At 49.8% G+C, this 15,825-nt stretch carries 12 protein-coding genes; 2 read left to right on the top strand and 10 right to left on the bottom strand.

Features of this window, described 5'->3' with window-relative positions; translation table 11 throughout:
* Positions 1-158: 158 nt before the first annotated feature.
* The 6 genes from SNR34_RS14540 to SNR34_RS14515 all read right to left on the bottom strand — a co-directional run bounded on the left by SNR34_RS14540 (position 159) and on the right by SNR34_RS14515 (position 8,658).
* On the bottom strand, positions 159-812 hold the full coding sequence (locus tag SNR34_RS14540; protein WP_339278391.1) for a response regulator: 654 nt from the start codon (positions 810-812) through the stop codon (positions 159-161).
* Positions 812-2,011 (bottom strand): sensor histidine kinase, encoded by a 1,200-nt coding sequence (locus SNR34_RS14535; RefSeq protein ID WP_236413860.1) that lies wholly within the window; start codon positions 2,009-2,011, stop codon positions 812-814. Before SNR34_RS14535 ends, SNR34_RS14540 begins: the two co-directional genes overlap by 1 nt.
* A 244-nt stretch (positions 2,012-2,255) precedes the next feature.
* Positions 2,256-3,872 (bottom strand): DUF4179 domain-containing protein, encoded by a 1,617-nt coding sequence (locus SNR34_RS14530; protein WP_486182244.1) that lies wholly within the window; start codon positions 3,870-3,872, stop codon positions 2,256-2,258.
* A gap of 19 nt (positions 3,873-3,891) precedes the next feature.
* Complete coding sequence (locus SNR34_RS14525; RefSeq protein ID WP_339278087.1) at positions 3,892-4,425, bottom strand: RNA polymerase sigma factor; 534 nt, start codon at positions 4,423-4,425, stop codon at positions 3,892-3,894.
* A gap of 538 nt (positions 4,426-4,963) precedes the next feature.
* The gene (locus tag SNR34_RS14520; RefSeq protein WP_486182243.1) at positions 4,964-6,175 is read right to left on the bottom strand and encodes a chromate transporter; all 1,212 of its coding nucleotides are present in this window, start codon (positions 6,173-6,175) and stop codon (positions 4,964-4,966) included.
* 452 nt (positions 6,176-6,627) lie between these two features.
* On the bottom strand, positions 6,628-8,658 hold the full coding sequence (locus SNR34_RS14515; protein WP_486182242.1) for a LuxR C-terminal-related transcriptional regulator: 2,031 nt from the start codon (positions 8,656-8,658) through the stop codon (positions 6,628-6,630).
* Between the two features lie 116 nt (positions 8,659-8,774).
* Between SNR34_RS14515 and ilvB the strand changes: the two genes are divergently transcribed.
* Both ilvB and ilvN read left to right on the top strand, forming a co-directional pair.
* Positions 8,775-10,523 carry a biosynthetic-type acetolactate synthase large subunit gene (ilvB, locus tag SNR34_RS14510; RefSeq protein WP_486182241.1) on the top strand — a complete coding sequence of 583 codons (1,749 nt, stop codon included), beginning with the start codon at positions 8,775-8,777 and terminating at the stop codon, positions 10,521-10,523.
* Positions 10,516-10,992 (top strand): acetolactate synthase small subunit, encoded by a 477-nt coding sequence (ilvN, locus tag SNR34_RS14505; protein ID WP_486182240.1) that lies wholly within the window; start codon positions 10,516-10,518, stop codon positions 10,990-10,992. Before ilvB ends, ilvN begins: the two co-directional genes overlap by 8 nt.
* Positions 10,993-11,157: 165 nt before the next feature.
* Here ilvN and SNR34_RS14500 read toward each other — a convergent pair whose 3' ends face one another.
* The 4 genes from SNR34_RS14500 to SNR34_RS14485 form a co-directional block, all read right to left on the bottom strand.
* Positions 11,158-12,156 (bottom strand): hypothetical protein, encoded by a 999-nt coding sequence (locus tag SNR34_RS14500; protein ID WP_486182239.1) that lies wholly within the window; start codon positions 12,154-12,156, stop codon positions 11,158-11,160.
* Between the two features lie 84 nt (positions 12,157-12,240).
* Entirely contained in the window at positions 12,241-12,456 is a 216-nt protein-coding gene (locus SNR34_RS14495; protein WP_339278081.1) for a DUF6366 family protein, read from the bottom strand.
* Positions 12,453-13,970 carry a response regulator gene (locus SNR34_RS14490; RefSeq protein WP_486182238.1) on the bottom strand — a complete coding sequence of 506 codons (1,518 nt, stop codon included), beginning with the start codon at positions 13,968-13,970 and terminating at the stop codon, positions 12,453-12,455. The genes SNR34_RS14495 and SNR34_RS14490 overlap by 4 nt, the downstream gene beginning before the upstream one ends.
* A 12-nt stretch (positions 13,971-13,982) precedes the next feature.
* On the bottom strand, positions 13,983-15,803 hold the full coding sequence (locus tag SNR34_RS14485; RefSeq protein ID WP_486182237.1) for a cache domain-containing sensor histidine kinase: 1,821 nt from the start codon (positions 15,801-15,803) through the stop codon (positions 13,983-13,985).
* Between the last annotated feature and the right edge of the window lie 22 nt (positions 15,804-15,825).

Below are 15,825 nucleotides of genomic sequence, written 5' to 3'. Positions count from 1 at the left end.
ATAACATTAAATTTCTTGATCTGTTATTAGGTTAATGGAGATTGCGCGCAGCAGCATCGTACCATCGGGCATGTACCTTTGGGCAAAAACGGGCAAGCCCGTAACCAACCAAAAAACGATCAGATGGCCATCTGATCGTTTCGCATTCCTTTAACCCTCTATGATTTTAATATGCCGCGTTCCATGGCGATGGCAACGGCCTGTGATCTGGAATCGACGCCAAGTTTATTATACACGCTCGTTAAATGCGCTTTGATCGTACGCTCGGATACATCCATGGCTGCAGCAATTTCTTTGCTTTTATATCCTTTGGATACAAATTGCAGAATCATAAGTTCTTTGTCAGTCAGTGCCAACTTGCTGCTTACCGTGGTGCTTTCGCTTTTGGGCTGCATCTTGGCCTGGATGACCTTCTCCAACATATCCGAGGAGAGCAGCGTTTCACCTCTCACTGCGGATTCAATGCTGCGGAACAGGCTTTCGCGGCTGGTATCCTTAAGCAGATACCCCTTGGCGCCGAGCGCAAGCCCTTTAATCATCAATTCGTCCTCATTATAAGTGGTCAAAATGATGACCGGCACTTCACAGTTTCGATCCTTGAGGATTTGCATCGCTTCCAATCCGCCCATGACCGGCATGTTCAGATCCATCAAAATGATATCCGGCAGCTGTTTCTCCAGCATTTGTACGGCTTGTTTCCCGTTTTCCGCTTCAGCGATGACCTGAAATTGCTCGCCTGTCTCCAGAATAAGCTTGAGACCTTCACGGACCACATAATGATCGTCAACGATCATGATTTTATACGTATTCATCATTCATCATGTACTCCCTCATCCAATGGGATTTCCAATGTAATGCATGTTCCGTCTTCACTGCTGGACAACGTAAGCGTTCCGCCCACTAATCTGGCCCGCTCTTGAATGCCAAGCAATCCGTAATGCCCGGAAAGTTTGCCGATGGTGTCCACGTTAAAGCCGACCCCGTTATCCTTAATCTCAATGGTTAAGGCACCATGCTGATCGGTCACCGTCAATAATACCATGTTCGCCTTGGCGTGCCGAGCAATGTTCGTAAGGCATTCTTTAACGATGTGCAGACTATGCTCCATGATGAGTCTCGTTAAAGGTCTGCTCCATCGAATAGTCGCTTCGATCGGAATGCCGGTAGCATGTTTGAAATGAATCATCTCGTCTTCGATGCTTTCCTTGAAATTCATATCAGACGTTGAGGTTGACCTCAGGTCATCGATGGCCCTTCTTGCCTCAGCCAATGTTCTTCGTGCCTGCGTCAGCGACTGCTGAACAATTTCGTGAGCCCGCTCGGTGCGTCCTTGCGCCAAATGCGCATTCGTCGCTTCCAGCCGCATGATGATTCCCGCAAGTCCTTGTGCGAGCGTATCGTGCAGATCCCTTGCCATACGCTGCCGTTCATTGGAAAGGGTCAGCTCCTCCACCTTTTTATGCGCTTCCTGCAAATCCATGAGAAAGCTTCGAATACGAAGCCGTTCATGCACTTGGCGAAAAAACAACACCGTATACGCGATGACGATAATCAGCATCATGATGAAGATGGGGATAAATAAAAAGAGCTCTTGTCGCTCTCCCACCGTTAAGGCAGAATCAAAAAAGATCATGACACTAATGATGGAAACGAACACGGCTCTTTTGACGCTAAAGGAATATCCGAGCGTTTGCGCAATCAGCGCCGGAAGCAGCCCGATCAGAACAGGCTGATACCCTTCTGGCATAATAATGGCGCAGGAGTAAATCAAAATACTTTGTAAAAAAAAGTATAACCAGAAGTTTTTTTCAAGGAAGCGATAAGAACTGAGATGAAGATAGACATGAATGATAAACAGTAAGGAAAAGCACAATGACGAAACGATCATGGGTTCCTTGATCGACTGCATGATTATCGTAGCTGCGTATACCAGTCCAAGCCAGATCAGAATGGGCAGCCTGAACGCAAACAGTTCATTTGTATCCTCTTTATTTTTGAACTTGCCAAACATGAGGTTCCCCCTATAGTCGTCTTATTCCTTTATCATACAACCGATCCACATTTAATACATTGTCTGAACGGGCAAACGCGCTTCCCTTTTGGGCAAAGTGACAGTTAAATAAACGCACTAAAATGCGTGTGTATGTTTTTTCGGTTATATATAAGCTAAAAAAGCTGCCAGCAGGCAGCTCTTTAGGAAATTCATACGATATTGTGAAAAGGATCGTTCTGTTACTAACTTCTATGGATAAATATCACTTTGTTGTCGTAAGCGGAATGCGCAGCTCATCCTGTTTCTGTCTGGTGGTATAGTTGTGCACATACAAATCCAGCTCAGCAGCATGTACGTTTTTGAACACATCTGTATGCTTGTTTTCGGCATCGTTATAAAACTGTGGCGTCGAATACTGTTTGTCGCCCCCGCTCAGGAAATAGGTTTGGTTGATCCCGCCAAAGGTATCGTCCGTGCTTTCCGAATCGACATACAGATTCCCGTCCTTGCTGTAATAGGTCCACTTGATCGGAAATCCTTCATAATCCGTTGTCACCGTCCGGGGTTGTTCCGAAATGTTTTGCAAACGGATGGGCACTCTGCTCCCCGCATGTTCGTCTACGCGCTCTTTCGCGATCAATGTCATCGGTTTGTTGACGAGTTCGTCCATGTCCATCAGGATGGAGTCGTTCTGTTCAAACCTCAACTCGGTCTGGTGGGGATCGGGTGTTCCCTCGACATTGACGTAACCGTCCATGATTTTTCCGCCGACCTCCAGTTGATAAGTCCGGTATGGCAATCTGAAGTATTCTTCATCATGGTTCAACGTTACGCGAATCTGCGTTGGCGTCACAACAAGTTCGTTGATGTCCACTTTGGAAGGATGGTCAAGCAGCGGTAGGTTCAGTGCCTTCTTGAAAGCCCCTGTCTCCATTTGCTGCCCCGACAAAGACAGATCCATGCTCCATGTGCCCTCCGTTCGTGCCTGTTCATGTGTGTACGCAAAGGTGAAACGGTTTCCCTGTTGCTGCCATTTCTGTTCATCGAATATCTGCCTGCTGAAGTATTCCCCCGTTGGGCCGTCCGTGCCATAACCCGGGCTTTCTGTTTCTTTGATGAGGTTCTGATCCTTGTCATAGGCCATAATTCTTGCCCAGGTTTGAGCCTTCAATTCAGGTTGAGCAAAGATCACGCTGGATTGAATTCTCGTCTCTCCTTCCGCATGTTTGAAGGACTGCACTTCAACCGATAAAATTCCGTCTTTCTGAATATCGAACCTCTGTGTGCCCGAATCCGCAGGGTCCAACGCAATGGATTGCTGCACATCTTGAAGATAACGTACGTTGGTAATGGAGAATTGAAGCTGTGACTGCGGCTTGTCCATCACCTGCTCTGTTTCGTAATAACCTTGATATACGCCCTGCTCCGCGTTCCACTCCTGATAATAACGTCCTCCAAGCGGCGTCCCGTTGGCGTCTTTAAGCACGATCTCGTCATATCTGACTTCTTGTCCGTTCATGTGTGCTTCCGGCTTTAGCGTATACAACAGAACGGTTCTGTTTTCATCGGTAAAAGCGGTGTGAACCGTTAAAGTAACTCCATGGTTCGTCACGCTTTGTTCGATGACTTGTCCGTAACCGGCCTTTAGCGCGGATTCGATGCCCGATTTGGTGGAAAGGATGCTGCTCCAATCGTATTGGAAGGCCGCATAGACGGGAGTTGCAAGCATGGCAGCCGATAAACCAAGCACGATGGCCGTTTTCGTTTTTGACCTGTTGCGTGAGTCAACGCCCTCAATGCCCATGCGTAATTCGTCCTTTTGAATGCTGGCAAACATTTGGTCAAAATCAGGATAATTTACGTGATTTGCATGATTCATATGGGCTTTAACCTTGGTTTCAACGGAGTCCAACATAACTCTCTCCTCTCATGGTGCGTTTTTCGTAACTCTCCATCTTCTTTCGGATCAACTTCAGAGCCTTGTGCAGCCTTGAATTTACCGTCCCTTGGGGTATGCCTAGCGCTGCCGCGATCTCGGCAATGGTAAGATCACCGATAAATCGCAGCGTCATGACGCTGCGCAGCTTGTCCGGCAGCATCTGCAGTTGTTTCTCCAATTCCTCGTTCGAAAATTTGGTCATGACGATGTTGTCCACCGCATCGGTTTTTTGGCTCATCTGGTCGTGCAGTGCTTGCAATTGATGCTGCTTGTCATGTTTGACTTTGTTTTTTCGGATCACGTTCAGACACTGGTTCATCGCAATGCGCATAATCCAGCTTTTCAGATAGGTCACGCTTCTCCAGTCCTGGCGGAACACGATGACGAATACGTCGTGGCAAGCGTCTTCCGCATCCTGGCTGTTCTTCAGCATGTACAGGCAGGTACGATAAACATCTTTGCTGTAAGTTTGAAACAGTTCATGCTCGTTCACCCCTGACGCTCCTTTCTGGATGAGATATCTATTAGACAAGCGAGAGCGAATTTTTCTTCACTTTTTTTATTATATAAGCTGGAACCATTGATTTTTACACCGAGTCACTACGTGGTCAGAACCATCTTCCGATCGCTGTTATCCCCAGATTTTTGTGATCCCCTTATTTCAAGGGCAAAATCCGGTGATAAGCTTATGCTTACGATGCAGCTTTCTTTCAGAAAGCTTTTAGAACGCTTCGCTTCTCCAGATTCTTTCTGACCTCTCCGTTTTTGTGTAAATGTCTAATTCAATCTATATATGCCATGATAATGGTAGAGGGTATATTTGCTTTTTTGAAAGGAGTGTGGCACATCATGCGGTTTTTCGATGGGCGTGGGAATGTGTATGGATTCGTAAATATGATGAGCGGAGATTGTTTTTTCTGTTGTGAATTTTTCATATATTGTAATAATATAAATAGCGATCAAAAAGGTGAAACCAGCCCAATTTTACGCCGGTTTCACCTTCGTTGTTGGAATAATTAATTAAAACAAGGTTAAATGAAATTAATGATCGTACCTCCCAAGGCGCCAGCAACAACAACGATCCACGGCGGTACTTTCCAAAAAACGAGCAGCAGAAATAAAATGGATGCCAGCGCAAAATCAGCAGGGGCCACAATCGCCGTAGTCCAAAGCGGATCATACAGCGCCGCCAACAGGATGCCTACAACGGCTGCGTTAATCCCGGTTAAAGCTCCTTGCATTTTTGAGCTTTTGCGTAAAGAATTCCAGAAGGGCAGTGCACCTACGACCAAAAGAAATGCAGGCAAAAATATAGCGAGCGTGGCAATCAAAGCGCCTGTAAACCCGCTTATCATTGTTCCCAAATATCCAGCAAAGGTGAATAGTGGCCCAGGTACAGCCTGTGCCGCACCGTACCCTGCCAAAAAGTCGGACTCGCTGACCAGACCTGTAGGGACGACTTCACGTTCCAACAGCGGAAGAACGACGTGACCACCGCCAAACACAAGCGCTCCCGATCGGTAGAAGCGATCAAAGAAAGACAGCCAGCCCGAGCGATCCAACGGGCTAAGCCAAGGGAGAAGAAAAAGAAGTCCAACAAAGGCAGCTATACAGAAAAGGGCGAATTTACGGCTAACGGGTACGGACAAGTCTGTCATCTCAGAAGCTGCTGTTTTACGATATTGCATCATTCCAAGGATGCCTGCAATAACAATCATCAGGATTTGAGTGAAGGCCGTTTGCCACAAGAGGATTACGGAAGCGGTAACCATAGCAAGGGTTGCCCTGCTGCGGTCAGGCGTCAGTTTTTGCCCCATCCCAAGCACGGCCTGTGCGACAATGGCAACAGCAACGATTTTAAGACCATGAATCCAGCCTGCACTTCCAATATCCATCCCTTGCAAAAGGAGAGCGAACAACATCAGAGCAATGACTGATGGAAGCGTAAAACCTAGCCAGGCCGTCAATCCCCCAAGCAATCCGGCACGGATGACGCCAATGCCAATCCCTACTTGACTGCTGGCAGGGCCAGGCAAAAACTGACACAATGCTACTAAATCCGCATAACTACGTTCATCCATCCACTTTCGGCGGCGCACGTATTCCTCATGAAAATACCCCAGATGGGCAATCGGTCCTCCGAATGAAGTCAGGCCGAGTTTGGTGGATACGGTCAACACTTCAAGAAGGGCTTTGAGTTTGCTTTTCGGTTCATGCGGGGTTACGACTTTATTGTTTTCCACGCGTTTTTGATTCCTCCTGTACCATTCGTTTGCACGATCCGATTCATTTCACAGTGTCAGAGAAGTAAATCTATTCCCTTTTCCCGACAATATAAAGCGCAAAAAACATACACACGTTAACGGAGAGACAGAACCGATCCGAAGAAGCAAAGCGTGCGCTTAAAAGCTTTCTGAAAGAAAGCTGCATCGGAAGCATAGGCTTATCACCGGATTTTCCCTTTTGAAAAAGGGATTCGAAAAAATCTGGGGATAATGACGCTCGAAAGATGGTACTGTACTCGCAGTGCCCTAGTGTGATTGATAAGTACGGTTTATATACCAACAGTATAACGATCATTTTCGCATTCCATTTTAACTCGGGGTTAAATAAAGTGGATAAAGCTTCATAACCGCAAACAAAAAGCCCGGTTCATCACCGGACTTAAATGGCAGCCTAAATGGGATTGCATTATTTAAAGGTCTGTCCGCGAATTCAGCAGCTCGGCAGCAATTTGCGTACGGTTCTTTAGGCCCGTCTTTTGCAGCATCGCATTCAGATGTTTCTTGACGGCCGCTTCGCTAATAAACAGCGAGCCGGCAATTTCCTTATTCGTGGACCCGCTGGCAATGCGTTCGGCTACTTCAAGCTCCCGCGGGGTTAGTCGGCTTATCAGGGAGCCCTCCGCTTTTCGCCGAGCCGAATGAGGATGTTCTTTCATTGAACCATTTTCCGTTCGTAAACTTGCCGCCTTCTCCAAAAATGCGTGCAGCTTGTTCCCACGGGTATCCAAACGGTACGCTGCGGCCTGAACGCCGCCGTTGTAAACATAAGGACATTCTATGCCGAGTAAGGGTTCAAAGCCCATGCTGATATGGGAATCCCGGTAAAAGGGCAATGCCGGAGGGCAAGCGATGAGCAAAGTCCCTGATAAAACGTGTTCCATGATCAGATTAACGCTGTCCGAACGCAATTCGCGGCTTTCCGGGTCCATCACATCTACGGCGAATATAAATTTGCATGTCTCGTTCTCCTGCGGATCATGTGCCTCCGTTAACAAACGGAAGCAAGGAGCCGAAAGCGGGTTCCGCAGTAAATACGGCAGCGTATCGGCCCGAACGGACAGCATTGCCGCCAGCCCGAGAACGTCGCCATCCGGTCCCCGCAGCAGACGGAACGAATCCAGCCCAAATGCGGTCAATTCGGCTGGATGCCATCCGGTTAACCGGAGCAGGCTCTCTTGCCCCGTCAACTCATATCGGAACCACTCATCACTGTCCGGATCGGAGCATACGATTCTGGCCGTCTTGGCCGCGGCTTTCCGCCGTTCGATATACTTCTCCATTTCCGGCAGTGTCTGCTCCGTCACCGGCTCCCAATAATTTGCCGAGCTGCGATTGTACCGAAAATGTGCGCGCAGAATCGGATGGCCGGTGTGGCTGATCAACTCGTATATATCCGCAGCGGCGCTTGATCCCCCCTCCATTTTTGAACGGATCCGTTCGTTAAGAACCGCGATCAGCCGCTCAAGGTACAGCGCGAACGTATCCGGCTGCCGTTCCCGAAAACTCTGCCGGGCAGCGTCACGGACAAGGTCATGCAGCTGCCATCCTCTCGCAGAGCTTCCGACAAAGGAAAGCTTGATCAAACGTTCGAATACTTCGCGAGGCAGCTCTGCCTCCATCATCCGCTGCAGCATTTCGAGATCGAAGCTCCGTGGAACGGATGCCGCATATACCAAGGACCGGAGCGTTTCGTCAGGCACCTCCTCAAGCCAATATTGCAGCAGTTCCGCGTGCGTTTCCCGCTTAGCGCTACTGCGGAATTGGCCGCTTCCCGTATTGACAGCGAGCAGCGACAAGGAAAGCGGATGCCCTGATGAGATCAGCCACAGCCGGTCGATCAACGACTCGTCCGTGATTCCCTGCCGCCGGAGATAGGTTATAGCCTCCTCATACTGCAATTCGGACAGCGGAAGATTAACGATCAGCCTCCTCCATAACGAAGACAGCTTCCAGGGGCCGCCCAGCGGGTACCTCCCCGCAATGACGATCAGCAGGTCGGACCGGAGAAGGGGGAAAAAGGTTTCACGGAGCCAAGAATCAAGGCTTCCGGCCTCCTCGTATTGATCCAGTGCGAGCACGATCCTTTTTCCCGCCGCGCTGTTGTGGAGATGCTCGATAATTCGTTCTGCAGTCACTGTCCCCATAGGTCTTTGCCCATCCGAGTCCAGTCTGGACGCCAGATCCTGCATAAAAAGGTCCGGGCTGCCCATATAATCCTGCATGTCCATCCGCACGAACCCGGCACCGACATTGTCCGCCAAGCGGCTAAAGCGCGTCAGCAGCGTGGTTTTGCCGATTCCGCCCGTGCCGTGCACGTTTAATATTTGTGCCGTTCCCTCCCTGCCGGCTTCCAGCATCCTGCCGAAATATTGGCATTCGAAGGCTCTCCCCGTAAATTCCTCGGCACCAAGCCTGATCATGACATCCCTTATCGTTTCCATGTTCGGTACGCTCCCGGTTAAATTATTAGCCAAAAGTATACTATCAAAGTAACAGGATGGGTAGTACTCTCCTTCGTTTCCGCATGTTACCGTGTAAATGAAGGGAGTGAATGTGCATGAATCCAACGGATCGTGAACGTTTGTTAAAGAGAGACCGAATCAGCGGATCGGAGATACTGCTGCGCACCCTGCTTCTTGAAGGGGTTGAATGTGTCTTCGGGTATCCTGGGGGCGCCGTGCTGTATATATATGATGCGATGCATGGAAACCCGGATTTCAAGCATATCCTGACCAGACATGAACAAGGAGCCATTCACGCCGCAGACGGATACGCCCGCTCCACTGGCAGGACAGGAGTTTGTCTGGCAACATCGGGACCTGGTGCAACGAATCTGATCACCGGCATTGCGACCGCTCATATGGACAGCATTCCGCTGGTCGTTATAACCGGCAATGTGGCTACGTCGCTGCTTGGCACCGACGCTTTCCAAGAAGCCGATATCGTCGGTATGACCCTGCCGGTGACCAAACACAGCTATATGGTACGTACGGCGGATGAACTGCCCCGAGTGCTTCGTGAAGCGTTTCATTTGGCCAATTCCGGACGAAAAGGACCGGTGCTGGTCGATATCCCGAAAGACGTTTCCGCTGAGATGACAGAGTTTATATATCCTGAGGAAATCTCCATACGGGGCTACCAACCGCTTCCCTTTGTCCGACCGGATCAAATCGGCAGGTTGGCCGCCGTTCTGCGGAGTGCCAGGAAACCGCTCATTCTGGCGGGGGCAGGCATTATCCACGCCGGGGCTGAACAGGCGCTGTCGGAACTGGCTCGTCACTGCGGCATCCCGGTGACGACCACGCTGCTCGGAATCGGGGGATTTCCTTCCGATGATCCTCTTTCGCTCGGCATGGCAGGCATGCATGGAACGGTTACCGCCAACCGGGCTTTATTGCAGTGCGACTTGCTTGTCGTCGTTGGTTCCCGGTTTGATGACCGGGTGACCATGAGGCTTGACGGCTTTGCTCCGCAGGCGGTCATTGCCCACATCGACATTGACGCCGCCGAGATTGGCAAGCTGGTGCCTTCGTCCATCTCGGTTACGGGGGATGCCTGCACGGTACTCCGCGCACTGCTTGATGAGCTGCGGGCAGATTCAGGTACGTACGGCCATGCCAACCAAACCGCATCGTGGGTTTCCGAGCTGAACCGGATGAAAATGCTTCACCCGCCGCGTTACCGCAAAGACGGACAGGAACTGAAGCCCCAATATGTCATCGAGATGATTGCCGAAACCACCGGGGGCGAAGCCATTATCACGACGGACGTCGGACAGCACCAAATGTGGACCGCGCTGTTCGGCCGCTTTAACCACCCCCGTACGCTGATCACTTCAGGCGGCCTCGGTACGATGGGATTCGGCTTTCCCGCTGCGATTGGCGCTCAAATCGGTAATCCCGGGCGCACTGTCATATCGATCAATGGCGACGGCGGAATGCAGATGTGCGCACAGGAACTGGCGGTGTGCGCCATCCACCAAATCCCGGTGAAGATTGTTGTGATCAACAATCGCACGCTGGGCATGATCAAACAGTGGCAGGAGCTTGTCTATGAAGGACGCCACAGCCATATCGATTTGTCCGGCAGTCCGGATTTCGTCAAACTCGCGGAAGCTTACGGCATAACGGGATTAAGGGCGCAGAACCCAGAGGAAGCACAACGGGTGTGGCAGCTTGCAATGGAAACGGAAGGACCTGTTCTGATCGATTTTGTGGTCGATCGGGATGAGCTAGTATATCCTATGGTGCCGCAAGGGATGGCGCTGAGCGATATGATGACGGGGGAAGAGATAACCAATGGATAGACATACCATTTCCGTATTGACCAATGATCATCCGGGGGTGCTGCAGCGGGTCGCCAACTTATTCAGCCGCAGAGGATATAATATCGAGAGTATTACGGTAGGCGGCTGTGAGCTCGAAGGTTTGTCGCGGATGACGATCGTCACCGCGGGCAACCGTCAAATGCGCGATCAGCTGATCTTGCAGTTGAGCAAGCTGGTCGACGTAATCCAAGTCCATTCGCTTGATCCCGCTCCCAAGCTGTCGCGGGAATTGATGCTCGTGAAGCTGAAGGCGACGCCTGCCCAGCGGCAGGAAATTGGCTCGATCGCGGAAACGTTTCGATGCACCATTGCCGACGTCGGTCTGGACGCGCTCGTTGTGCAGGTTGTCGGCGAGATGGCGCAAAACAATGCCCTGCTTCAGCTTCTTGAGCCATATGGCCTGCTTGAGCTGACACGAACCGGGGAAACCGCGATGAGCCGGCCGTAAGTTGGATGACAAAAGGCAGCCAAGGACAAGCATTTGTCCTTGACTGCCTCCTCGGCTAACAGCTATCGTCCTTTAAAGGCACGGGAACCAAGTTCCTGTCCTCAACATATAAAAATCGGCAGGACGGTCCCTTTTTTTCAAAGTGTCCATCTTGAGGGTTACCATTCACTTTTTTGCGGGGATTACTAGCAGTGGCTCCCAGGTCAATCCTTCCTCGCCCATTTTTTTGCGCTGGTCGGAAATGTTTTGCAGCGTTGCATTACGCTGCTTCTCGAGCGCCTGGATGGTTTCCAGATAAAGCTTCTGAATCTTCAGATCGGCGGATGCGACCTTTTCGGCGATCTCCTTTTTGTAAGCCGCAGTATCCCTGGAAATTTGGGCGGTATAGTCTTTATACAGTTTGCTGTATTGCTGCTGTGCTTTGGATTTGCTGATCTTTCCGATCGAATAACGATACAACGGGCTGGTGAGGTAGTCAGTGCTGGAGTTTTTCATTAAAAGATACATCGGGCTGGTGAGGTAACGATCCGATACCGTTTTTTTCAGCGCAAAAGCGGGACTGGTTAAACTGTCTGGATCAACCGCTTTTTTATATTCGGCCATGTAGCTGGTCAGTGCGTTCTTGTTGATTGCGCGGTCGTATATGCCCATCGTGCTGCTCAGGGAATTGCGGTTGGCCGCCCGGGAGTAAAGACCCATGGGGCTGCTGAGCGAGTTCGGATTGATATCGCGTTCGTACTGATTCAATGCATCCCGCAGCTCGCGGTTATCCCCGTATTTTTCCGTAAGTTTCGCCAAATCCGCCTTCAGCCATTCTTTCCACTTTTTTTGGTCTTCCAAAACAATGCTTTCCAGTTCGTCCAGGCGGCTGTTTTGTTTCTGAAGATAGGCTTTGTATGTATCCGTCGCCTTTTTCATATAAGCGTTATAATTTGAGACCGTTTTCTTGTTATACGCCTTGTATTTGTCCCATATCTGGTTGATCCATTTGCTGTCTGCAGCCTGGGCGGAACCCGCCGGCAGAAGGACCAGGGACATCAGCAGCAAGCTTAAGGCCAGCAGCCCACCTCTTCGTAGAATGATGCCTTTCCTCTTCTCGGTACCCGTCATCTTGTATTTCTCCTTCCAAGCGAATGTGATTAGAATCAAGGATATTTTATCCAAATCTGCCTCCTGTTCCAATAGTTCTATTGAACCTTCCTAAAAAAACACCTGCTTTGGCGACTTCACCTCGATCCACACGCCCATTCAAAAAAACCTCGGCATTACGATGATCGCAACGACAAGCACCAGCACAACGATCAAGGTTCCCTTCCACCCCAAACCGCGCATCAGTTCCGACAGGCTGCCGCCCGCGGCCCGATCCATACCGTCCTTAAATACCACCATCGGAGAATCTTTACGTTGTTCTTCTTGAATTAAACGTTCCCTCATGTATTCCGGCGTTTCCTTGTTTTCACTCACCTTGATCCCTCCCTTTTATGCTCCTTATACTCTGTGGGCGTGAATCCCGTGTATTCTTTGAACACTTTGGAAAAATAGTGCTGATCGCTGAATGCCAGCAGGTCGGACAGCTCCCTGAACTTCATGTGCGGTTTGCTCTCCATCAGCCGGCATGCTTCTTTGATTTTCAACCCTGTATAATACTGAACAAACGTACTCTGGGTAAAGTTTTTAATGACTCTGCTAATATATGACGGACTCACGTGAAATTTTACGGCAAGGTCATTGATCGACAATGACGAGTATCGGTTCATTTTCATATATTCGTCAATCTGTTCGAACAGCACCTCTCTGCTTTTGCGGGAATGCGATTGCAGCATGTCGAAGCATTGTCCGGTCCACGCCATGAACGCAATGCCAAAATCGGCATAATTCGTTTCTTCAAGCAGCTGTTTAGCACGTGCTTCAAGACCAAGCCGAATCCCCGACCCCCGCTCCTCCAGCAAATGGGCAAACGTATCGACCAATAAACCGATGAATCGTTCCAGCTCCGCCAGCTGTACATTATTTTCCTTCCATTTCACCAGCAGCTCGGACAGCTTCAGTTGAAAACGTTCCTTTTGATTCCGTTGGATCATGCGCACAACGTCCGTTTCCGGAGCGATGCCCATGCTTCCTGTTTCCGAACGGGCAAGCGAAACGGGATTCCCCGTATCCAGCGCACATCCCTGATTGATCCGCTGCTGCTCCCCAATAATTCCGGAGATCCGATGGTATAACTCCGGCAATCTGCCGGATTCGCCGGTTAACAGCTGTCCTCCGATCATTACGTCCATGCCCTGCTTCGATAAGTGCCGCCGAACGGATTCGAGGCACTCATACACGGATGAGTAACGATCCAGAACGGCACGGTTTACGAACGCAATGATTTGTTGCGAGCTCTGCGCCGGAAACGCCTTGCAAGGATAAGGAGCCAAATATTCCGTCAGCGCATACAGGATCGTCTCTCTTCCCCACTGTTGGCCTCCGCCTGTGAAAGGCTGTCTGCGAAGAACAAACATCACCTGTCCGACCAAGGACAGGTCTTCTCCCAGCTTGAAGTTCGCGTATAACTCGGGGGCTACGATATCCTTCAACAGCTCCGCATCATTGGGCATTTGCCGGTTCAACTGGTCGATGACGCGAGCCATGACCTCTTCCAGCGCTTTGAGATCCACCGGTTTGAGCAAATAATCAAACACCTGCAGATTCAACGCTTTGCGCGTATATTCAAAATCGCTATAACCACTGATCAGCACCACTTTAAGATTCGGGTGCAGTTGTTTGACCTGTTCAATCAATGATAATCCGTCCATTTTGGGCATCCGGATATCCGTCAGCAATATATGGATGGACTCATGGCGTATCGCCTCAAGCGCCTCCTCTCCGTTCGTTGCCGTGGCGACGACCCGAAGCGGCATGTCGAGCGCATCCAACAGGGTCTTAATGTTGCGCAAGATCGGTTTGCTGTCCTCTACAATGATGACGTTGTACATCTCTTCCGCCTCCTACTCTTGGTAAAAATCTTGGCTCATGGAGCCAATAATCTGTACCGTTGCGCCTTTTTCCTGATCAGAATGGTGATTGAAAATATTAAACATAAGCCGATTGGCATACATCAGCTGGAGCCGGTTGACGCTGTTGACGATCCCCATGTTGCCCAGCCCGGTATGCCGGCTTTGTCTTTGACTCGCATTCGAAGCGTTCTCTCGAATATTGTTCATAATTTCCTGTATTTTCTCCGCCCTGAATCCGTCCCCGTTGTCTCTGATCTCCAAAGCCCATAAACCGTTGAATTGTTTTACGGTAATCCGGATGCTCCAAGGAGGAGCCGTATTCATAAATGCATGCTCAATGCAATTTTCGACAAAGGGCTGAATCACCAGTCTCGGCAATTGAATTTCGTTGGACAAGTCGTCCGATACGATCTCCCATTCCAAATCTTCCTCGTACTTCTGTTGAACCAACGACAAGTAATGCCTCGTATGTTCAAGCTCATCGGCTAAAGTCACATGCGCGTATGGAGAAGATACGATATAACGCAAGCTGTCCGACAAATGTTTGCACATATCGGAAACAACGTTCGTTTTGCCCTCTTGGGCTGCAATGCTGATGAGGTATAACACATTATGAATGAAATGAGGTGCGATCTGCGCCTGAAGCGCCGAATTCCGGGCCATGACTTCTTCATGCAGCGCCACTTTCTCCCGGTCGATCGATTGCTGCAGCCGCTGCATCAAATCCTGAAAGGCTTCATTCAGCAACAGCAAATCGTTATTTTTGGGACGATCGTCAACCTTTAAATTCATATTGCTATAATTGATGCGCCAGATCTGGCTGCGAAGCTTGCGGATGGGGAGCAGCAGGTTCCGCGTCGAAACTAAAATGTACACAAAAGAAACCAGCATAAGGGAAGTAATGAGCAGGATCGAAATCAGCTGCACCGAATTCACCGATCCAAATACGGATTTTCTCGGCGTAACGATATACGTAATCCATCCCGAATGCAAAGATTGGGAATGCGTTATGTAATTGCCTTGCTCATCGACATCCAGCCCCTCGGACGACGAGGGTTCAATTTGTTTCACTTGCTGGGCACCCTCATCCAAGCCGGTCATCTGCTCTCCGTATTGATTGAGGATATAGACCTCTCCAGCCGTTACTCCTTCGGTCAGCTTTTGCACGTAATCCTGGTCCATTTGAATGTTCAGATAACCGTATATTGTGCCATTCTGATCATTGATGGAGCGGATGAACGAAATGGTGTCCGCATGCCGGAGCAACACGAATCCGCTGCCTGACCACTGCCGCCCCGCCTCACTGCCCTCCAGCGTCCGCTGCAAGGACAACTCCCGATTGGTTGCTCCCAAGTACGAAGTAAGCATGACCCCTCTTGGATCATAAATGGACATGTCCTTGATATTCATGCTAGGCCCAATCGCTTGAAACATGATATCTTTTAACTTGCGAATTTGCTTTAGTCTCTCATAGCTGTTCTGGGCCTCATAGCTTTTGTCCATGGTAGCGAAAATGTCTTTATTCGACAGCAGCCGCTGTGACAGCTGGTTCTGATGATCAATATAAAGGTCAACCTGCTCCCTGACTTTGGTCGCCGTCATCAACATATCCTGAACCGTTTTTTCTTTAAGAGGCCGGATGACCACGACATTGACGTACACCAGGAAACAACCCAGCACAAACAACAGCAGTGCCAGAAACGTCAGAAACACCTTGGTTTGCAAACTGAATTGCGTTGCGCGATGCATGAACTTGGCCACTTGCGAGACCGCCTCCCGTTCTGTCTTGTTGTCGAATCCGTTTGCATTCATTCCTTACTGTATCACGAGTGAT

The organism is Paenibacillus sp. XP01 (genome assembly GCF_057364885.1).
This window is presented reverse-complemented; position numbering and strand designations above follow the sequence as displayed.